This window comes from uncultured Leifsonia sp. (genome assembly GCF_945957465.1).
In the GTDB taxonomy this organism is placed as follows: domain Bacteria; phylum Actinomycetota; class Actinomycetes; order Actinomycetales; family Microbacteriaceae; genus Leifsonia.
In genome coordinates, this window is sequence record NZ_CAMFLC010000019.1 from 41,547 (window position 1) to 61,872 (window position 20,326).

The window sequence follows — 20,326 nt, forward strand, 5'->3', positions numbered from 1 at the left end:
CGGAGCGGGCGAGGCGCTCTGGCGCTCCGCCCACGAGCGGACGATGATGTGCGCCATGGCCGCGCACGCCGGGTCGAACCCGCTGACCCCCTCCACCCGCCGGGTGCAGGGCGTCTACCTGACGCTCCTCCTGGGCAACACCCTCGCGGCGTCGTTCATCTGGGGCATCAACACACTCTTCCTCCTCGACGCCGGGCTCACGAACTTCGAGGCGTTCGCTGCGAACGCCTTCTTCACGGCGGGCATGGTCGTCTTCGAGATCCCCACCGGCGTCGTCGCCGACACCATCGGCAGGCGCGCGTCCTATCTTCTCGGGACCGTCACCCTCTCCCTCTCCACCGCCTTCTACTGGCTGCTCTGGCTGTGGCACGCCCCCTTCGTCTGGTGGGCACTCGCGTCCGTACTGCTCGGTCTCGGATTCACGTTCTTCTCGGGGGCGGTCGACGCGTGGCTCGTCGATGCGCTCACCGCCACCGGCTACACCGGGAGCCTGGAGACGGTCTTCGGCCGCGGCCTGGTCGTCACGGGCGTCGCCATGTTCACGGGCTCTGTGCTCGGCGGCGTGATCGCCCAGGCGACGAACCTGGGCGTGCCGTTCCTGCTGCGGGCGGGAGTGCTGGTCGTGATGTTCGTCTTCGCATTCGCGGCGATGCGGGACCTGGGCTTCACACCCGACAAGTCCCTGGGTCCGCTCAAGGCGACGAGGAACATCCTGAACCAGTCCATCGAGCACGGTATGCGCAAGCGCTCGGTGCGGTACGTCATCCTCTCGGCCCCGTTCGCCTCCGGCGTCGGGATCTACGCGTTCTATGCGCTGCAACCGTACCTGCTCGTGCTCTATGGCGACCCGAAGGCCTACTCGATCGCCGGGCTCGCAGCAGCCATCCTCTCGCTCGCGCAAGTGGCCGGCGGGATCGTCGCACCCCGGCTGCGGAGGATGTTCGCCAAGCGGACGACCACGGTCATCGGCGCGTCGCTGAGCAGCATCGTCGTGCTGGTGCTGCTCGGGTTGACGGCGTTCGTCTGGTTCGCCGTCGTCCTCCTGGTGGTGTGGGGGTTCGTCTACGCCGTGGCCGGACCGGTGCGTCAGGCCTACCTCAATGACATGATCCCGTCGAAGCAGCGTGCGACGGTGCTGTCGTTCGACTCGCTGTTCGGGAGCCTCGGCGGGGTCGTCATCCAGCCGGCTCTCGGTCGGGCCGCAGACCTGTGGGGGTACGGCGCGTCGCTGGTGATCGGCGGGGCGATCGAGCTGATCGGCATTCCGTTCCTGATCGCCAGCCGTCGGCAGGGCGATCCGGCCGACACCGCGGGCGCTCGCGGCGAACAGGGCGACGCCGCGGTCGGCGCGTCGTGAGCGATGGAGGACGACGCTCAGCGCGCCAGGATCCGCGGCCCGCACACCCACGCGGCGAGGCACAGCAGGCCGTCGACGACGAACACGCCGGCGAACGCCGCGGGGGATGCCGCACCGCCGAGCGCGGAGAAGGCGATCGCCGTCGCCGCGAGCGCGATGGCGGAACCCGTCGAGTCGGCGATCGAGAGCGCCGAACTGTTGAAGCCCTGGTCGGCCGGCGTCGAGTACTCCAGCGTGAGCACGCCGAGCCGCGGATACAGCAGGCCCATACCGAGCCCGGCGAACGCCCAGCCGACGACGATGACGATCGGCGAGGCGCCGGTCACCGCGGTGATCAGCAGCGACGCGATCGCGATCGTCAGCCCGAGCGCGCCGAGGCGCGCGGCGAGCCGGTTGCCGATGGCCGGGAAGCGGCCCTGCGCCCAGGAGGCGGCGGCCCAGCTCAGGCCGGCCGCCGTCAGCGCCAGACCGGCGACGGCCGGGGAGGCGCCGTACCGGCTCACCATCATCAGCGGCACGTACACCTCGGCCGAGAAGAACGTTCCGGCCACGATCGCGCGGACGAGGATCACGCTCGGCAGGCCGCGTCGCGCGAGCAGGACGCCCGCCGGCAGCAACGGTCGCAGGGCCGCGACCGCGACGGCCGCCGCGATGACGGGCACGATCCACTGCACCGGCCCGCGGGCCTCGGCCGCCAGCGTCAGACCGAGCACCGCCGCTGCGACGAGAGCGGCCAGACCCACCCGGGCGAGCTCGTGGCCTCCCGCGGGGCGCTGCTCCGGGCCGTGGACACCGCGCATGGCGGGGACGACCATCAGCATCGCCAGGACGACCAGAGCGACGACCCCGAGGAACACCCACCGCCAGCCCACCGTCTCGGCGACCGCGCCCGCGATCACGGGCCCGATCAGCGAGGGCACCACCCAGGCGGCCGCGAAACCCGCGAAGATGCTCGGGTGCAGCCGCGGCGGGTAGACGCGAGCGACGATGACGTAGAGGGCGACGGTCAGGGCTCCCCCGCCGAGCCCGTGGATCAGCCGGCCGGTCACGAACAGCGGCATCGTCGCTGCGGTGCCGGCGAGCGTGAGGCCCGCCGCGAACAGCACGACCGAGGCGTACAGCGCCGTGCGCGGGTTGCCGCGGTCGCACCACGCACCGGCGACCACCATGCCGACGACGCCGACCGCGAGCGGCCCCGCGAACGCGAAGGCGTACAGCGCTGCGCCGTCGAGCTCGCGGCTCACGGCCGGCATGATGGTCGTGACGGCGAGAGCCTCGAACGCCGCCAGGGTGACCAGCAGGCACATGCCGATGCTCACCCAGCGGTAGCGGGGAGCCAGCACACCCTCCGGCTTCGAGAGCCGCCCGGCCTTCGTCGGTTCCCGGTCGGTGCTCATCCCCCGAGCCTATGGCCTCCCTGCGACATCGGCGGGGGGAGCGGCGGCGGCGGAGGGGGTGGCGGCGGAGGGAGCGGCGGCGGAGGGAGCGGCGGCGGAGGCGCGCACGACCAGTTCGGGGACGAGACTCACCGGTCCGGGGACCTCGCCGCCCTCGATCTCGGCGATCAGGCGTTCGACGCTGCGGCGGCCGAGCTCCGTGAAGTCCTGCAGCACCGTGGTCAGCGGCGGCCAGAAGTGCGTCGCCTCGGGGATGTCGTCGAACCCGACGACGCTCAGGTCTTCGGGGATGCGCCGCCCGGCCTCCCGTGCCGCATGGTAGACGCCGAGGGCCATCTGATCGTTCGACGCGAACACCGCCGTGGCACCCGGATCGCGCAGGAGTTCGCGGGCGGCGCGGTAACCCGACTCGGCCGACCAGTCGCCCTCGCGCAGCGGAGGCACCGGCAGGCCCGCGGCCTCCAGCTCCCGCGTGTAGCCGGCGACCCTGGCCTGCGACTCGAACCATTCGAGGGGGCCGGTGACGTGGTGGATCGAGCGGTGGCCCAGGCCGACGAGGTGGGCCGTCGCGGCGCGGGCGCCGGCCTCCTGGTCGACGGTGAGGACGCGGGCGTCGTACTCGGCGCCGCCCTGCAACGTGACGTACGGCACGGTGAGGCCGGAGCCCGACAGCTGCGTCATCACGAGCTCCTGCGGGGCGATCACGATGATGCCCTCGACGGCCTGCGAGAGCAGGTGGTCGAGCGCTGCGGCGATCCCCCGCTCGTTCAGCTCGGAGAGCTGGGCGACGGCGAGGTAGTACCCCGCGTCGCGCGCCGCGCCCTGCACCGCGTTGATGCTCGACACCGGGCCGTAGAGCGCCGCGGCCGTGGTCGAGAGCACGCCGAGGGTCCGTGACCGTGCCGTGACGAGTGCCCGCGCGGCCGGATTGGGCCGGTAGTGCAGTGCCTCCATCGCGTCGAGGACGCGCTGTCTGGTCGAGTCGCGGATGCTGGGATGACCGTTGATGACGCGCGAAACCGTCTGGTGTGAGACTCCGGCCAGCTGTGCCACGTCGCGCATGCTGGCCGCCCGGGCCACAGGCTCGGCGGTCGCCGGGTCATGCGTCACGGCGCCCTCCCGCGATGTTGCGCACGGGTCGCGCCCGCGCAGCTCCTCCGGGTGAGGAGCGTCCACCCATTATGCGGGACGGCCCCTCCTGCGCCGCGCGAACGCTCCGACCGCCACCGCGACGACGGCGATCCCGGCCGGGAACACGAGATGCCAGCCCGCGAGCACGAGCAGCCCTGCGGCGAACACGCAGGAGAGCACCGCCATCCACCACCCGACCGAACGGGTGGGCAGGAGCACGATCGCCGAGGCGACGCCGAGGCCGTAGACCGCCGCCGCGATGCTGGTGTGCACGAGGATGAACGGCTGGAGGTCTCCACTGGTCAGCACGACCACGGAGTAGAGCGCCATCACGACCGCCGAGAGCAGCAGCCCGCGCCGCGCGACGGCGCCGTTCTCGGCGCCGCGGCCGAACCAGCGCGGGAGGTCGCCGTCGCGCCCCATCGCAGCGCCCAGCTTGCTGAACGCGGCGAGATACGCGTTGAACACGCCCGTCACGACGATCGCGGCGATCACCGCGACGACCACCCCGCCGCCGGACCCCGTGGCCACGTCGACGAGGTCGAGCAGCGGAACGGCGGACGTCGTCGCGGCGCTCCCCAGCACCGTCACCGTCACCGTCTGGATCGCCAGGTAGGCGACCGAGACGATCACCAGGGCCAGCGCGGTGGCCCGCGGGATGTCGCGGCGCGGGTTGCGGAACTCGCCGCCGATCCCTGCCACGGCCTCCCAGCCCGCGAACGCCCAGATGTACAGGCTCATGGCGAGCCCCACGCCCGGCCAGCCGTGCGGGAGCAGCGGCTCGAGGTTCTCGGCCCGGCCGTGCGGCGCGGCGGCCGCGAGGACGAACACCAGCACGGCGACCAGCGCCCCGGACAGGATGAGTTGCACGGAGGCGGCGAACCGGACCCCGAAAGCGGTGACGACGACCGGGATCACCATGAGCGCGACCGCGATCAGTGTGGTCTGGGCGCCGCCGCCGCCGATCACGGCGACGACGTAGCGCGCCGTCATCAGGGCGGCGATCGGGGCGCCGATCGGCGTGCCGAAGAAGAACCAGTAGCTCACGACGCGCGCCGAGGTCGGGCCGTAGGCGCGCCGGGCGAAGGTGGCGACGCCGCCCGCGTCGGGATGGCGACGCGCGAGCGCGGCGAACGTGGCCGCGAGCGGGATCGAGATGAGCGCGAGTGCGGCGACCGCGAGGATGGCGCCCGGGCCCGCGGCGGCCGCGGCCAGCGACGGCAGCACCAGGATGCCCGTGCCGAGCACGGCCGCGACGTAGAGCGCCGTGCCACCGGCCACGCCGAGCCGCCCGACATGCTCGGCGGGCTGCCCCGCCGGAGGTCGCGTGGTCGAGGGCGCTCGTTCGGTCACCCGACCATCCTGGTACGGCCCACCGACATCCGGCCGCCCATCGGCTGCCAGCCTTCGCCCATCCGCGGCCAGTCCCCGGTCGTCCCCGGTCGTCCCCCCGCGCTTGCCGCGCCGAGGGGCGCGTAGAGGCCCTCACAACGTCGTTTCAGGGGCCTCTACGCGCCCTTCGGCGGAGCGCAGCGAGCCTAACTCGTCAGGTCGTAGACGGTGACGCCGCCGACCGTGGTGGCGGTGAAGTTCGCCTCCACCCAGCCGGCGATCCGGCTCGAGGCGTTGCTGCCTCCGTTCGACTGCCCGACGCCGCCCGCGATGAAGTAGTGGATCCGGCCCTCCGCCACGTACTGCTTGAACTGTGCCAGCGTCGGCGACGGATCGGAGCCGTTGAAACCGCCGATCGGCATCACGGCCTCCTGCGTCGCAAGCTGGTACCCCGCCGCCGAGTTGGAGCCGATGGCGGCAGCGACCCAGGTGTACTTCGCTGCGTCGGTCTTCAGGAGAGCGCTGAGCTGGGAGCTGACCGTGCTGGAGCCGAGGAGACCGCCCATTCCCCCTGCGCCGCCGCGGGTGCCACCGTTCGTGCCGCCGTTCGTGCCGCCGTTCGTGCCGCCGTTCGCCGGCGCCCCGTTGCCGCCGGCGGATCCGCCCGGCCCACCCCCGGGCGCACCGGCGAGCCCGCCCTGGCCGCCGCCGGCCGGTGCCCTGCCCTGGCCGCCGGCCTGGCCGCCGGCGGGCACCCCGCCGAAGCCGCGGCCTCCACCTGGACCGCCCATCGCGCCGGAAACGGTCGGCCCGGCCGTGACGATCGAACCCGTGTGTGCCGTCGTGACGGTCTGCAGTGTGTACGCCGTCGGCGCCAGCAGTGCCCCGATCAGGGCGGCCGAAACGGTCGCGCCCGACAGTGTCCGGCCGCGCGGGGGAAGGAGCAGCAGCACGGACGCCGCGAGCGCGACAATGAGGACGACGACCTTCAGCCACGGGAGCCAGCCGTTCGCGCGGTCGAGCAGCACCCAGGCCCAGACCGCGGTTCCGAGCATCGTCAGGGCCGAGAGGACCCGCACCCACAGCGTCTCGCGTGCGCCCCAGGCGACTGAGGCGCCGATCGCGACCACCCCGGCGAGCGCGGGCGCGAGGGCCACCGTGTAGTAGGCGTGGAAGATCCCGGCCATGAAGCTGAACGCCAGCGCGGTCACGATCAGCCAGCCGCCGAAGAGCAGGAGAGTCGCCCGGCGGGTGTCGGTGCGCGCGGCCGCGCGCCCCAGGACGAGCGCGACCACGAACAGCACGAGCGCGGCCGGCAGCAGCCACGTGATCTGTCCGCCGATCTCGTTCTCGAACAGCCGGAGGATGCCGGTGGCGCCCCACATCCCGCCCCCGGTCGCCCCGCCGCCACCGCCGGTGACGCTGCCGGTCTCGTCACCGGTGAGCCGGCCGAAGCCGTTGTAGCCGAAGGTGAGTTCCAGGAAGCTGTTCGTCTGCGAACCGCCGATGTACGGACGCAGTGCGGCCGGCACGAGCTCGACGATCGCGACCCACCAGCCCGCGGCGACGATCACCGCGCCGAGGGCTGCGAGCAGATGACCGAAGCGCTTGGCCCACGAGACGCGGGCCGCGGCGAGGTAGACCCCGGCCAGCACCGGAAGGATGAGGAACGCCTGCAGCTGCTTCGTGAGGAAGCCGAAGCCGACGGCGACCCCCGCCCAGATCACCCAGCGGATGCGGCCCGACTCGATGCCGCGCAGGGTCAGGTAGGTCGCGAGTGTCAGCAGCAGCACGAGCAGCGCGTCCGGGTTGTCGAACCGGAACATCAGCGCTGCGACCGGCGTCACAGCCAGCACGCCTCCCGCCAGCAGCGCGGCGCGGGCGCTGTAGGCTCGGCGGACGATCAGGTAGACGAGCCACACCGTGGCGACACCCATCAGCGCCTCCGGAACCAGGATGCTCCACGAGCTGAGGCCGAAGACCCGCACCGAGAGCGCCATGATCCACAGGCTCGCCGGGGGCTTGTCGACCGTGATCGAGTTCGCGGCGTCGCTGGAGCCGTAGAAGAACGCCTCCCAGTTCACCGACCCGGCCTGCACCGCGGCCGAGTAGAACGAGTTGGCCCAGCCGCTGGCGGCGAGGTCCCAGAGATAGAGGACCGCGGTGACGGCGAGGAGGCCGAGCAGCGCGGGGCGCTCCCAGGCGGCGCTGCCCTCCCCTCCCCGGACCAGGCGCCGCAAGCGGCGCCCCCGCGGGTGGTCGGGCCGCGAATCGGCGACCGGACGCTCGGCCCCGACCGGCGTGGCCGTGGGGATGGACGCGGTGGTGAGGGACATGATCACTTCTCCGTTTCAGTGGGGACGAGGTCGAGGGAGGCCGGCTCCGCCGACGCGGAGGGCGGAACGGACACGACCGCCGCCCGTCGCGACGCCCGGAACACCCAGAGCCGCAGCAGCACGAATCGCAGCAGAGTCGCGGCGAGGTTGGCCGCGGTGAGCACGATCAGCTCGACACGGGAGGAGGCCGCGGGCGCGGTCGCGTGCAGCACTGCGAGCGCACCTCCGGTCAGCGCCCAGGAGATCGCGAAGACGACGAGCCCCTGGAACTGATGACGGACCATCCCAGGCCGGCCGCGCACGCCGAACGTGAAGCGGCGGTTCGCCCAGGTGTTGGCGACCGCCGTCAGCAGCAGGGCCGCGAAGTTCGCCGCCTGGCCGCCGAGCACGCCGGACAGCAGCAGGTAGAGCAGCGCATATGCGGCAGTGGAGAGCAACCCGACGAGCCCGAACCGCACCACCTGGCCGAAGAACCCCGGCGGATTCGGCGGGGCGAACGGGCGACGCCCCAATTCGGCGTAGACGGCCTCCAACGGGATGCGGCCGCGGGCGATGTTGCTGCCGACGCGCAGCATCCCCGCCAGGTCTTCACGTGCGGTACGCACGATGTCGACGGAGCTGTGCGGATCGTCGACCCAGTCGACCGGGATCTCGTGGATCCGCAGCCCGGCCCGTTCGGCGAGGATCAGCAGTTCGGTGTCGAAGAACCAGCCGTCGTCCTCGACGAGCGGGAGGAGGCGCTGTGCGACGTCCCGGCGGATCGCCTTGAAACCGCACTGCGCATCGGAGAACCCCACCGACATCGTGCGTCGCAGCAGCAGGTTGTAGCTGCGGGAGATGAACTCGCGCTTGCCGCCCCGCGTGACGCGCGAGCTCCTCCCGAGCCGGGTGCCGATCGCGAGATCGGAGTGACCCGAGAGCAGCGGGGCCACGAGCGGCAGCAGGGCGGCGAGGTCGGTGGAGAGGTCCTCGTCGAGGTAGACGAGCACCTCGGCGGGCGAGGCGCCCCATACCGTTTTGAGGGCACGACCGCGCCCTTTCAGCGGGAGGTGGACGGCCACGACTCCGCCGAGCTCGGCGGCGAGGGCGTCCGCGATGGCGGGCGTCTCGTCGGTGCTGGCGTTGTCGGCGACCGTGATCCGCCAGCTCACCTGCATCGTGTCGGTCAGGTAGGCGTGGAGCCGGCGGAGGGACGTGGCGAGTGTCGCCTGCTCGTTGTACACGGGCACGACGATGTCGAGCGAGAGGGCGGCTGGCTGGGACATGACAGCCACCCTGCCGCCGTTACATTCCCGTGACCTTTCGCGGCCTTATGCCGTGCAGATGCGTCTTCTGAGGTCTTGCTATGCGGCTGCCCTCAGTGCGCTGGGGCCTCCACGCGCTCCGGTCGGGGCCTCGACGACGGCGCGCGGGGAATTCCGCGACGAGGCGTACCGTTCTCTTCAGTGCGGCCGATGCACCTCGCGGCCGCAGCATCCCGCGACTCCAAGGAGGCACCCATGGCGACCGTCGAGCTGACCGCGCAGAACATCGAGTCGAAGATCACCGAGAACGACATCGTGTTCGTGGACTTCTGGGCGGAGTGGTGCGGCCCGTGCCGCATGTTCGGTCCGATCTTCGAGAAGGCCTCGCAGGAGCACACCGACGTCGTGTTCGGCAAGGTCGACACCGAGGCCGAGCAGGCGCTCGCCGCCTCCGCCGGCATCACCTCGATCCCGACGCTGATGGCGTTCCGCGACGGCATCCTCGTCTTCTCGCAGCCGGGCGCACTGCCGGCTCCGACCTTCGAAGACCTCATCGGCCAGGTGAAGGCGCTCGACATGGACGCCGTCCGCGCCTCCATCGCCGAGGCGCAGTCCGCCGAGGCCGCCCCCGAGGCCTGACCTCCGCCGAGACGTGAGTAATCGCGGGAATCCACCACTGGATTCCCGCGATTACTCACGTCTCGGTCAGAAACCCGTGGGCGTCGCCCACCGGGAGGTTTTGCCGGTGGCCCGTTCGGCCTACCATCGCGGCATGACCGATGCGAAAGAGAACTGGCCCGAGACGCCCTCCGGTGAGCCCATCGACGTCGACGCCCTCGCCGAGGGCGAAGGCGGCGGCCCGTACGATGCCGACGGCGTCTTCGAACCGGAGGACGACGCGGCGGCGGACGACGAGGACGACCCCGCGATCTGACGGCGGCTGAGCCGTCCGGCCCGGTACCCAAGCCGTCCACCGCCGTTCACCTGAACCCTCTTGTCCCCCGGGCTTGTACCCCACTAGGGTCGAGTGCAGGAGCCAGTCCCGGGCTGTCGGAGGGGCGACCCGTCGCGCCTCCAGCGGAGGGGACCGGCTGCACAACTGGGGAGGAGTGCAGCGTGACGACCTACGAGACGCCGATCGGGAACGCGCCGAAGCCGGGGCAGGACATCCACTTGGTGCGGTGGATCCGCTCAGCGGACGGCTGGAACAGCGAGACGGTCCTCTGCACCTATCTGGCGGGGACACCATCGCACTGGGTGGTCGAGCGGCACGGCGAGCGCGTGAATCTGGCGCGAGCCGAGTGGTCGCAGTTCGCCTTCTGACATCGCCGACCGGTGACCCGGCGCGGGTGACGCCGTCCCGACGCCACGTCGACGCCGGCGCTCAGAGCCCCGCGCGGGCGGCGAGCAGCTCGACGGCGACCCGCCAGTCGCGGGCCGGGATGCCGTCGCCGGTTTCCTCCTCGCCGGGAGGACGGGCGACGAACGACGGCCACGGGTCTCCCGCTGTGTGCGCCTCCTCGACGAGTCCGAGGTAGTCTCCGCCGAAGTACACCTCCCACGCGGCGGTCGCCGTGGGGCTGTACATCAGCGTCAGCGGAAGCGAGCCGTACGTGTAGACGGCGTGCTGGTGGGCGAGTTCCTTCCCGGTCATGTCCGAACCCCCATCATGTCGGAAGGATATGCGCGCGCCGGCTTCTGCGGAAGGGATTGCTACGCCACGAATCGGTCGTCGCCCTCTTCACCCGCGTCGTGCGTCACCGCGATGGCCTCGGCGACCACGTCGCGCATCCTCCCCCGGTGCTCGAGCGCCGCTCGCTGTCGTCCGGCGCCACCGCCGTTCTGCAGGATCCGGACGATTCCGCGCCGGACGAGCGGAAGGTCGCCGTTCGCCTCCAGGGCGCTGGAGGTGTGCGCCAGTAGGGCGTCGATCGCGGCGACGGCGGTGCCCGCGCGGCCTGTGACCGGGTGCGGCAGCATGCCGCCGACGCCGGTGAGCGCAGCCTGCCATTCGGCGAGCCGGAGCGCAGCGGACGGGGTCGCCAACGGCGCGATGCCCGAACGCCACTCATCGGCGGCGGTGTCGACGAGGGCGCGTACCAGAGCAGCCAGCACGACGGTGTCGCGCGCGTCGAGGCAGACGTCGGCGACGCGCACCTCGACCGTCGGCTGCCTGTGCGACACCCGGGCGTCGAGGTACAGCATCGCCTTGTCGAGGATCACGCCGGTCTCCACCAGCAGCCGCTCGAAACGGTCGTACGCCTCCACGGAGCCGAAGACATCGGTCGGCCCGGCGCTCTGCCACTGGTGCCAGGCGACGAAGCGGTAGCTGGCGTGCCCGGTGTCGACACCGCCGACGAACGGGGAGTTCGCACTGAGCGCGAGCAGCGTCGGCAGCCAGGTGCGGATCCGGTCGAGGACGGCGACGCCCTCCTCGCGCGAACGGATGGCGACGTGGACGTGGCAGCCGCACACCAGGGTGCCTTTGGCGGTCAGCCCGTAGCGGGCCATCATCTGGTCGTAGCGCGGGTCCGGTGTGGCGTGCGGCCGCAACGGCAGGGGCGACATCGCCACGGCGACCGCGCGGGCGCCGTGGCGCCGGGCGAGGGCGTCGGCCAGGGTGCGTCCCTCGACGATGTCGGTCAGGAGGGCGTCGGAGCCGAGCTGCGGCCGGGTCTGCGTCTCGATCATCTCCTGCTGGATCTCGGCGCCGAGGCGCGCCTCGGTTCCGGCCGGAGCATCGGCCAGCGCGAACGGCGCGACGGGAATCGCGACCCCGCGCGCGTCGACCAGGAGGAGTTCCTCCTCCACCCCGAAAGTCCTCACGCCTCCACTATCGGTGAGGGGTCCTCATCGGGCAATACCCCGAAATCCGTGAATCCACCCTCTGCCTCCGGCGCGGGGCCGAGGGAGCGTTCAAGCACCTGGCCGGGCCACGCACCGACCGTGAACGTCCCGGTCGGCCGGTAGCCGCACGACTCGTAGAACCGGATCAGGTCTCCGCTCCCTCCTGCGTAGCAGTCGACGCGCAGCAGGTCGACACCCGCGGCGCGCGCCTGTCCGTCGGCGAACCCGAGCAGCAGCCGACCCGTGCCCTTCGCGCGTGGATCACGCGAGCCGATGAGCACACGCACGTAGAGTTCCGGCTCGGTCGCCGCGGGAACGTACTCGGTCGCCTCTCCGAGCGCGAGGAACCCGACGACGCCTGCGTCCGGATGCTCGGCCACCCAGGATCCGGCCTCGTCGACCCACCCGCGCACCCGTTCCACCTGCCGGGGCTGGGAGGAGAACGGCTCGCTCCCCCACTGCCCCGTGTTGCCGATCGAGACGAACCACGCGATCGCGTCGTCGAACAGGTGGAGGACGGCGTCGGCGTCGGCGGGCGTCGCCGGGCGGATGGAGGTCATGCTCCCATCCTCGCGCCCGGCTGACACGTCGGCGGATCAAAGACACGCGAGACGGCTGACTCTGCGCCGTCTCGCGCGACCCGGGCCGAATTCGCGCCGCCTCGCGCGATCAGCGCGATCAGCGCGCGAGAGCCTGCTCGACGTCGGCCAACAGGTCGGCGACGTCCTCGATGCCGACGGAGAGCCGGATCACGTTGTCCGGGACCTCCAGTTCGGTGCCGCGCACGGACGCGTGGGTCATCTCCGACGGGTAGCCGATGAGCGACTCGACGCCGCCGAGCGACTCGGCGAGCTGGAACACCTCGGTCGACTCGGCGAACCGGCGGGCCGCGGCCGCTCCCCCGCTGAGCGCGACCGACAGCATGCCGCCGAAGCCGCTCATCTGCGCGGCCGCGAGCGCGTGCCCGGGGTGGTCCGGCAGACCGGGGTAGTACACCGCATCGACGCCCGGGCGGCCGACGAGGGCCTCTGCGATCGCCTGGGCGTTGGCGCTGTGCCGCTGCATGCGCACGTCGAGGGTCTTGATGCCGCGCACCGTGAGCCACGCGTCCATCGGCGAGGAGACCGCGCCGGCGGCGAACTGGATGAACCGCGCCTTCTCCGCGAGCTCGCCGTCGGCGAAGACGAGCGCGCCGCCGATGACGTCCGAGTGACCGCCGAGGTATTTGGTGGTCGAGTGCACGACGACGTCCGCGCCGAACGAGAGCGGCTGCTGGAGGGCCGGCGACGCGAAGGTGTTGTCCACGACGACCAGTGCGCCTGCGCTGTGGCCGAGCTCGACCAGGGCCGCCAGGTCGCTGATCTTCATCAGGGGGTTGCTGGGCGTCTCGATCCACAGCACGCGCGTGCCGTCGACCGCGAGCGCCGCCCGCACCGCGTCGAGGTCGCCGAGGTCGACCGTGGTGTTGCGCACGTCCCAGGCCCCGTGGATGCGGTTGATCAGCCGGTGCGTGCCGCCGTACACGTCGTTGCCGAGCACCACGTGGTCGCCCGGGCGCAGCACGGCCCGCAGCAGGGCGTCCTCCGCGGCGAGCCCCGACGCGAACGACAGGGCGCTCACCCCGCCCTCGAGCGAGGCGAGCAGGGTTTCGAGCGAGGTCCGCGTCGGGTTGCCCGCGCGGCCGTACTCGTAGCCCCCGCGCAGCCCGCCGACGCCGTCCTGGACGAACGTCGACGTCTGGTAGATCGGTGGGATGATCGCGCCCGTCGTCGGGTCGAACTCCTGGCCGACGTGGATGGCGCGCGTGGCGAAACCGTGGGACATGACGATCCTTACTTCTGGACGATCGGGACGGGTGGTGGGGCGACTACTCGCTCAGGTAGGTCAGGAGGTCCTGCCGGGTCAGCACCGCGACCGGCTTGCCGTCCTCCGTGACGAGCAGGGCGTTGGCGACGGCCAGTGCGGCGCGCGCGGCCGTCACCGGCTCGTTCACGCCGATCAGCGGCAGCGCCTCACCGAGGTGCGCGCCCACCGGGTCGTTCATGCGGGCGCGGCCGCTGAAGACGGCGTCGACGAGCGACCGCTCGTCGAGCGCGCCGGCGACCTCGCCCATCACCACCGGGGGCTCGGCGGTCAGCACCGGGAGCTGGGAGACGCCGTAGGTGTTCATGATCCCGATGGCGTCGTGCACCGTCTCGCTGGGATGCGTGTGGACAAGGTCGGGAAGGCCACCGCGCTTGCTCCGGATCACGTCGTGCACGGTGGCCTCGTCGGGCACCTCGCTGAAGCCGTAGGAGCGCATCCACTTGTCGTTGAAGATCTTCGCGAGGTACCCGCGACCGCCGTCGGGGAGGATGACCACCACGATGTCGTCGGCGGTCAGGCCCTTCGCCGCCCGCAGCGCCGCCACGACGGCCATGCCGCTCGATCCGCCGACGAGGATCCCCTCCTCGCGCGCCAGCCTCCTGGTCATGTGGAACGAATCCGCGTCGGTGACCGGGATGACCTCGTCGACCACGGTGGGGTCGTACGCGCCCGGCCAGAAGTCCTCGCCGACGCCCTCCACCAGGTACGGGCGACCGGTGCCGCCCGAGTAGACGGATCCCTCCGGGTCGGCGCCGATGATCCGGACGCGGCCATCGGACACCTCTTTGAGGTAGCGCCCCGTGCCGGAGATGGTGCCACCGGTGCCGACGCCCGCCACCAGGTGGGTGATGCGACCGTCGGTGTCGCGCCAGATCTCGGGACCGGTGGTCTCGTAGTGGCTGCGCGGCCCGTTCGGGTTGGAATACTGATTCGGCTTGAACGCGCCGGGGATCTCGGCGGCGAGACGGTCGGACACCGAGTAGTAGGAGTCGGGATGGTCGGGCGGAACAGAGGTGGGCGTGACCACGATCTCCGCCCCGTAGGCGGTCAGCACGTTGCGCTTGTCCTCGCCGACCTTGTCGGGCAGGACGAACACGCACCGGTAGCCGCGCTGTTGGGCGACGAGAGCCAGCCCGACCCCGGTGTTGCCGCTCGTGGGCTCCACGATCGTGCCGCCGGGCTTCAGCAGCCCCTCCTGCTCCGCAGCGTCGATGATGCGGGAGGCGATGCGGTCCTTCGACGAGCCTCCGGGGTTCAGGTACTCGAGCTTGACGAGCACCGTCGCCTCGATACCGTCGGTCAGCCGGTTGAGCTTCACGAGCGGGGTGTCGCCGACCAAGTCTGTGATGGTCTGTGCGTACTTCACGCCGTCCACCGTAACAGGCGCATCAGCAGGCATTCGCTGTGTTTCAGCTCGCCTGCCTAGACTCGGATTCATGCCGGTGTCCGATCTCTCCCCCGTGGCACAGGATTATCTGAAGCTGATCTGGTCGGCGACGGAATGGTCGGGCGACCCGATCACGGTCAAGCAGCTGTCCGAGCGGATGGGCGTGCGGTCGGCGACGGTGTCCGATGCCATCCGCCGGCTCGTCGACCAGGGCCTCCTGGCGCACGAGCCCTACGGTGGGATCGAGCTCACCGACGCGGGCCGTCGCGGCGCTGTGGCGATGGTCCGCCGGCACCGGCTGATCGAGACGTTCCTCGTGGAGGAGCTCGGCTACGGCTGGGACGAAGTGCACGACGAGGCCGAGGTGCTGGAGCACGCCGTCTCGGACGAGCTGGTCGACCGCATCGACCGGCGACTGGGATACCCCGCGAGAGACCCGCACGGCGACCCCATCCCCACGGCCGACGGCACACCCCGGCGACCGGACGCCGAGCCGCTGCTGGCGGCGGCGACCGGCGTCCCGTTGACAGTCGTCCGGATCTCGGACGCGGACCCCGCCGTGCTGCGCTACCTGGGCGAGCGCGGGATCGGCCTCGATGTGTCGCTCACGGTGGATGAGCACCGCGAGTTCGCGGGAGACGTGACGGCGTTCATCGACGGCGAGCCCGTCGTCCTGGGCGCGACCGCCGCCGCTGCGGTGTGGGTCGCGTCGCGCTGACGCCCCGGCGGGCTCAGGCCGGCGACGCATCCGATCGCGCGCTCCACGCGGCGAGCTGGGTGCGCGACGAGAACCCGAGTTTGGTCAGGCTGCTGGCGACATGACCCTCGGCAGTCCGCGGCGAGATCACGAGTCGTTCGGCGATCTGACGGTCGGTCAGCCCCTGCCCGACGAGCGCGGCCACTTGGCGCTCCCGGGCGGACAGCGCGGTGGGGGCGCCCGATGGCGTCCGTGTGCCCGCGCCCGCAGGGAGTTGCGCGCCCAACGCGTAGGCGATCCCTTCGGCCGTGGTGAGCGCCGCGCCTCTGGCGTACGCCGCGGCGTAGGCCCGGTCTCCGAGCGCGGACTTCGTCGACTCGATGATGCGCGCGCGGAATCCCCTCGCGTTCGGCACGTAGGACGCCATGACGCCCCCGGCGCCGCCGATCCCGTCGGTGATGCCCAGCAGGGTCGCCGCGCGGACGAAGTCCTGCGCCCCCGCGGCGACGGAGGCCAGCGATTCCTCCGACATGGCGATCGCGAACGGATCCTCGAGGTTCTGATTGAGGCTGAGCGCCTGTCGGAGCATGAGGACGGCGCTGTCGAAGTCGCCGTTCGCCGTCGCGATCAATCCCGAGTTGGTGAGCATGAAAGCGGTCTCGAACGATTCTCCGGCTCGCACCGATCGGGCGATGAGCGCATCCCGGTGCCGTGCTGCCGCCTCACGGTCACCGAGGCCGTACTCGGCGATCGCGATCGTCTCCTCCAGATTCGACCTGGCGGGATTGAGGTCGGAGCCTCCCTCCAGTCGCAGCGCCTCCCGGAACAGCTGCATCGACCCCGGGCCGTGCTCGATCAGCGCGCGCACGTGGGCCACGATCGCGCGGCTGAGGTCGTCGTCCACGTGTGCGGCCAACTCGTCGGCCGCGGCGACCCGCTCCAGACCGGTCTCCACCTCGCCCCGGCCGAATGCGAAGGCGCCGAGCATCGCCATGATCTGGGCGCCTTCGGCTGTCCGGGGGATGCCGAGGTCGAGCACGCGCAGGCCCCACCGGTACAGTTCGTCCGTGCGCCCGTGCGCCTGCCAGACGACACGCCAGCCGGTGATCAGGAGCCGCGCCGCGCCCTGCGCGTCTCGGGTCGAGAAGCAGAATTCGAGGGCCGCGCGGATGTTGGGCAGTTCCGTTCTCGTCGACGCGAGCCAGTACGCCTGGTTGGGTCCGTACCAGTCGGCTTCGAGCCGGTCCAGTCGCGCCAGGTACCAGTCGCGCATCCGCGAGCGGGCCTCCTGGAGTTCGTCGGGCGTCGACTGCTCGATCCCGAACCGGCGCACGGTGTCGAGCATGCCGAAGTAGACGACCTCGCCGGAGGGTCGACGCGAGATGATCGACTTGTCCAGCAGCGACTGCACGATATCGAGTGCCGCGTCGCCCCCGTCCGAGCCGCACATCCACTCCGCCGCCGCCAGGTCCCAACTGCCGGGGAAGACCGACATCCGCCGCAGGACTTTCCGTTCGGACTCGTCGCAGAGCTCGTAGCTCCAGGTGATCGCGGCCCGCATGGTCTGCTGGCGGTCCGGAGCGTCGCGGGCCCCGCTCGACAGGAGCGCCAGGGGCTCCGCCAGCCGCTCCAGGATCTGGACCGGCGAGATCACGCGGACCCGCGCCGCCGCCAACTCGATGGCGAGCGGAAGGCCGTCGAGCCGGACACAGATCTCGGCGATCGCCTCCAGCTCGGCTGCGCTCGGCTCGGGCAGCAGGGCGGCACATCGATCCAAGAAGAGGCTCACGGCCGGCGACGGGGCATTCCGTCTCGGGTCGGCCGGTTCGAGCGGCTCGACCTGGAAGATCCGCTCCGGTGCGATGTGCAGCCGTGCCCTGCTCGTCGCGACGACGGAGAGTCCGGGGCAGCCGTGGAGTATCCCGGCCACGAGTTCGGCGCATTTCTCTGCAACCTGCTCGCAGTTGTCCAGCACGAGCAGTCCGCGACCCTCCCCGAAGAACTCGACGATCGACTCGGCCGCATCCCCCGATGCTCCCTGCGCTCCCACGATCCGGTTGACTTCGTCGGCCACGGACCCGCTCGCGCTCACCCCGCTGAGGTCGATGAACCAGAGTCCGTCGGGATAGAGCTTCCGCACGCTCTGGGCGAGCCGGATGGCGAACCGCGTCTTCCCCACCCCTCCTGGCCCGAGCAAGGTCAGCAACCGGGTCTCGCCCAGCGCCGTGCGGGCGGCGGCCAGTTGTGTGCGCCGGCCCACGAACGACGAGTACTCCGGAGGCAGGGCACCGGGTCGACGACTCTCCATCGTCTTCATTCCGCCTCCGCTGAGTTCTGCACCGTCCACGCTGCGAGTTGCGCGCGCGAGGTGAAGCCGAGCTTCATCAGGCTGCTCGCGACGTGGCCTTCCGCCGTCCGTGGGGAGATCACGAGACGCTCCGCCACCTCGCGGTCGGTCAGCCCCTGGCCGACGAGCGCCGCGACCTGGCGCTCCCGCGCCGTGAGGACGCTCGACGCGGCTGTGCGCCGCGCAGACGAGCGGGTGCCGGGACGCGAACCCCGAGTCCGTAGAGAGCGCCCTCGTGCTCGGTCATGTCCGCGCCGCTGTCGAACGCCGCCTGGAACGCGCGATCGCCGAGCTCGGCGCGAGCCATCGCCTCGATTTTTCCCCGGTAGCGCGGGGACTGAGGGAATGCCGACCTGACCAGCCCGAGCACACCCGCCGCGAAATCGGTGATCCCGAGCAGGGTGGCAGCGCTCACCGCGTCACCGGACTCTGCGGCGGCATAAGCCAGCGCTTCCTCGGTGAGCGCGAGGATGAACGGCTCGCCGAGGTTCTGTGCAAGACTCAGTGCCTGCCTGAGCATCGTCTGCACTTCGTCGGGGGCGGTCTGCGGCGGCGCGACCAGCGCCGAGATCAGCAGCAGATAGAGGGTCTCGAACGAGTCCCCAGCACGCACCGCCCGGTCGACGAGCACCTGCCTGCGTCGTGCAGCCTCCTCGCTGTGCCCGAACATGTACTCGCCGATCGCGATTCGCTCTTCGAGGTTCGTCCGTCCGTGGAGCGTTGCGACGCTTCCGGCGACCGCGAGTGCGCGCTTCCACCCGACCGGCATCTCGCGGTCGCGCCGGATGGTCGCTCGCTCGTCGATGATCCAGGCTCGGCAGAAGTCGTCGTCCAGCTCGTCGGCGAGCACTGCGGCGCGTTCGAGGAGCCGGTCGGCCGTCTCCCGGTCTCCGCGCGCGGCCTCCAGTGCCCCGAGCTTGATCAGCAGCTGGCAGCCCTCGACGGTCCACGGGTCGGCGAGCGCGAGGATCTGCGTCCCCCGGCGATGGAACTCGTCCATGAGCCCGTGCGCCTGCCACACCACGCGCCATGCCGATATCAGCAGCCCTGCTCCCCGAGCCGCATCGCCGGTCGAGATGCAGTGGTCGACAGCCGCCCGGATATTCGGCAGTTCGATCCTCGTCATCGCCAGCCAATACGCCTGGTCCGGGCCGTACCATTCGGCTTCGAGCCGGGCCAGGCGAGCAAGGTACCAGTCGCACAGCGACGAGAGAGCCGCGTCGCGCTCGTCGTCGGCCATCGCGTCGAGCCCGAAGCGTCTGACGGTGTCGAGCATGCGGTAGTAGACGATCTCGCTGCGCGGACTGCGCGCGATGATCGATTTCTCCAGCAGGGATTGCACGAGGTCCAGGGCGACCTCGCCCGTGCCGTCGTCGATCGCCTCGGCGGACTCCAGATCCCAGCCGGCCGGAAACACCGACATCCGTCGCCACAACGCCTGCTCCCGCGGAGAGCAGAGATCGTAGCTCCAGCTGATCGCGCTCCGGATCGTGCGCTGCCGGTCGGGAGCATCGCGCGCGCCGTTCGAGAGCAGGGCGAACGGCTTCTCGAGCCGGCGCAGCAACTGCTCGGGCCCGAGCACGCTCACCCGGGCCGCAGCGAGTTCGATCGCCAGGGGCAGGCCGTCCAACCGGCGGCAGATCTCCGCGATGGCCTCCCGGTCGGTCGACGAAGGGGCGGGCAGTAATGCGGCGACGCGGTCGAGGAACAGCGCCTCGGCGGGTGACCAGCGGTCGGAGCGGGGATCGACGATTTCGAGAGGCTCGAGCTCGAAGGTCGTCTCCGCGGTGACTCGGAGGATCTGCCGGCTCGTCGCGATGACGCGGAGTTCGGGGCACGCGCTCACGAGGGGCGTCACGAGCGCCGCGCACTGATCGAGCAGGTGCTCGCAGTTGTCGAGGACCAGCACGCCGTCGATGCCGCCCAGCCGGCGGATCGTCTCGGCGAGCGGATCCCCTGCCGCGCGGATGTCGAGGGTCCGCGCCACCTCGTCCACGACGGAACCCGAGGCACTCACGGTGCTCAGATCGACGAACCAGCAGCCGTCGGGGTGAAGGCGGCGAACAGTCTGCGCCAGCCGCACCGCGAAGCGCGTCTTGCCGACCCCGGCGGGTCCCACGATGGTCAGCATCCCGCTCCGGCCCAATGCCGTCCGAGCGGCGGCGAGAGGGGTCTTGCGGTCTACGAAGGAGGTGAATTCGACCGGGAGGCTCCCTCGGCGACGCGGCTCACGGCCAGTCACTCCACCCGCCCCCTGACTGCTTTTCTGTATGTCAGCTACTTCAATTCTTTCGAAAATTGCGGGCGAAGGCAATCGATCCCGGCCGCATCGTCGGAGCGAATCGCCGTATTTCGAGAGTGGACGCGGAACTGCGCGACCACGCG

At 71.3% G+C, this 20,326-nt stretch carries 18 protein-coding genes; 5 read left to right on the plus strand and 13 right to left on the minus strand.

What is annotated here, in order from left to right; translation table 11 throughout:
• Positions 1–82: 82 nt before the first annotated feature.
• Positions 83–1,357 (plus strand): MFS transporter, encoded by a 1,275-nt coding sequence (locus Q0Q23_RS10420; RefSeq protein ID WP_295122933.1) that lies wholly within the window; start codon positions 83–85, stop codon positions 1,355–1,357.
• A gap of 17 nt (positions 1,358–1,374) precedes the next feature.
• Here Q0Q23_RS10420 and Q0Q23_RS10425 read toward each other — a convergent pair whose 3' ends face one another.
• The 5 genes from Q0Q23_RS10425 to Q0Q23_RS10445 form a co-directional block, all read right to left on the minus strand.
• Positions 1,375–2,754: an MFS transporter gene (locus Q0Q23_RS10425; RefSeq protein WP_295122882.1), complete on the minus strand. Its 1,380-nt coding sequence runs from the start codon at positions 2,752–2,754 to the stop codon at positions 1,375–1,377.
• A gap of 9 nt (positions 2,755–2,763) precedes the next feature.
• Positions 2,764–3,816 carry a LacI family DNA-binding transcriptional regulator gene (locus tag Q0Q23_RS10430; protein ID WP_295122936.1) on the minus strand — a complete coding sequence of 351 codons (1,053 nt, stop codon included), beginning with the start codon at positions 3,814–3,816 and terminating at the stop codon, positions 2,764–2,766.
• A 117-nt stretch (positions 3,817–3,933) separates the two neighbouring features.
• On the minus strand, positions 3,934–5,238 hold the full coding sequence (locus Q0Q23_RS10435; RefSeq protein WP_295122885.1) for an APC family permease: 1,305 nt from the start codon (positions 5,236–5,238) through the stop codon (positions 3,934–3,936).
• 185 nt (positions 5,239–5,423) lie between these two features.
• Positions 5,424–7,553 (minus strand): glycosyltransferase family 39 protein, encoded by a 2,130-nt coding sequence (locus tag Q0Q23_RS10440; protein ID WP_295122888.1) that lies wholly within the window; start codon positions 7,551–7,553, stop codon positions 5,424–5,426.
• Between the two features lie 2 nt (positions 7,554–7,555).
• Positions 7,556–8,818 carry a glycosyltransferase gene (locus Q0Q23_RS10445; RefSeq protein ID WP_295122891.1) on the minus strand — a complete coding sequence of 421 codons (1,263 nt, stop codon included), beginning with the start codon at positions 8,816–8,818 and terminating at the stop codon, positions 7,556–7,558.
• Positions 8,819–9,052: 234 nt separating this feature from the next.
• Between Q0Q23_RS10445 and trxA the strand changes: the two genes are divergently transcribed.
• The 3 genes from trxA (at position 9,053) to Q0Q23_RS10460 (ending at position 10,120) form a co-directional block, all read left to right on the plus strand.
• Positions 9,053–9,436, plus strand: a complete 384-nt coding sequence (trxA, locus tag Q0Q23_RS10450; RefSeq protein ID WP_295122894.1) for a thioredoxin — start codon at positions 9,053–9,055, stop codon at positions 9,434–9,436.
• A 133-nt stretch (positions 9,437–9,569) separates the two neighbouring features.
• Complete coding sequence (locus Q0Q23_RS10455; protein WP_295122896.1) at positions 9,570–9,731, plus strand: hypothetical protein; 162 nt, start codon at positions 9,570–9,572, stop codon at positions 9,729–9,731.
• A gap of 182 nt (positions 9,732–9,913) precedes the next feature.
• A complete protein-coding gene (locus Q0Q23_RS10460) occupies positions 9,914–10,120 on the plus strand; it encodes a hypothetical protein (RefSeq protein ID WP_295122898.1) in 207 nt (68 codons plus the stop codon).
• 61 nt (positions 10,121–10,181) lie between these two features.
• Here the strand turns inward: Q0Q23_RS10460 and Q0Q23_RS10465 are convergent, their stop codons facing one another.
• The 5 genes from Q0Q23_RS10465 to Q0Q23_RS10485 form a co-directional block, all read right to left on the minus strand.
• A complete protein-coding gene (locus Q0Q23_RS10465; RefSeq protein ID WP_179607928.1) occupies positions 10,182–10,451 on the minus strand; it encodes a hypothetical protein in 270 nt (89 codons plus the stop codon).
• Between the two features lie 59 nt (positions 10,452–10,510).
• Complete coding sequence (locus tag Q0Q23_RS10470) at positions 10,511–11,623, minus strand: glutamate--cysteine ligase (protein ID WP_295122903.1); 1,113 nt, start codon at positions 11,621–11,623, stop codon at positions 10,511–10,513.
• Complete coding sequence (locus Q0Q23_RS10475; RefSeq protein ID WP_295122906.1) at positions 11,620–12,204, minus strand: GNAT family N-acetyltransferase; 585 nt, start codon at positions 12,202–12,204, stop codon at positions 11,620–11,622. Before Q0Q23_RS10475 ends, Q0Q23_RS10470 begins: the two co-directional genes overlap by 4 nt.
• Positions 12,205–12,322: 118 nt before the next feature.
• Complete coding sequence (locus tag Q0Q23_RS10480) at positions 12,323–13,468, minus strand: cystathionine gamma-synthase (RefSeq protein ID WP_295122908.1); 1,146 nt, start codon at positions 13,466–13,468, stop codon at positions 12,323–12,325.
• A 43-nt stretch (positions 13,469–13,511) separates the two neighbouring features.
• Positions 13,512–14,876 (minus strand): cystathionine beta-synthase, encoded by a 1,365-nt coding sequence (locus Q0Q23_RS10485; RefSeq protein ID WP_295122911.1) that lies wholly within the window; start codon positions 14,874–14,876, stop codon positions 13,512–13,514.
• Positions 14,877–14,946: 70 nt separating this feature from the next.
• Between Q0Q23_RS10485 and Q0Q23_RS10490 the strand changes: the two genes are divergently transcribed.
• Entirely contained in the window at positions 14,947–15,615 is a 669-nt protein-coding gene (locus Q0Q23_RS10490) for a metal-dependent transcriptional regulator (protein WP_295122914.1), read from the plus strand.
• Positions 15,616–15,628: 13 nt separating this feature from the next.
• Here Q0Q23_RS10490 and Q0Q23_RS10495 read toward each other — a convergent pair whose 3' ends face one another.
• Genes Q0Q23_RS10495 through Q0Q23_RS10505 form a run of 3 tightly spaced genes read right to left on the minus strand, consistent with a single transcriptional unit; the run spans position 15,629 to position 20,072 of the window.
• Complete coding sequence (locus Q0Q23_RS10495) at positions 15,629–17,911, minus strand: LuxR C-terminal-related transcriptional regulator (protein ID WP_295122917.1); 2,283 nt, start codon at positions 17,909–17,911, stop codon at positions 15,629–15,631.
• Complete coding sequence (locus Q0Q23_RS10500; RefSeq protein ID WP_295122939.1) at positions 17,908–18,054, minus strand: LuxR C-terminal-related transcriptional regulator; 147 nt, start codon at positions 18,052–18,054, stop codon at positions 17,908–17,910. Before Q0Q23_RS10500 ends, Q0Q23_RS10495 begins: the two co-directional genes overlap by 4 nt.
• The gene (locus tag Q0Q23_RS10505) at positions 18,051–20,072 is read right to left on the minus strand and encodes a hypothetical protein (protein WP_295122920.1); all 2,022 of its coding nucleotides are present in this window, start codon (positions 20,070–20,072) and stop codon (positions 18,051–18,053) included. The genes Q0Q23_RS10500 and Q0Q23_RS10505 overlap by 4 nt, the downstream gene beginning before the upstream one ends.
• Positions 20,073–20,326 lie beyond the last annotated feature (254 nt).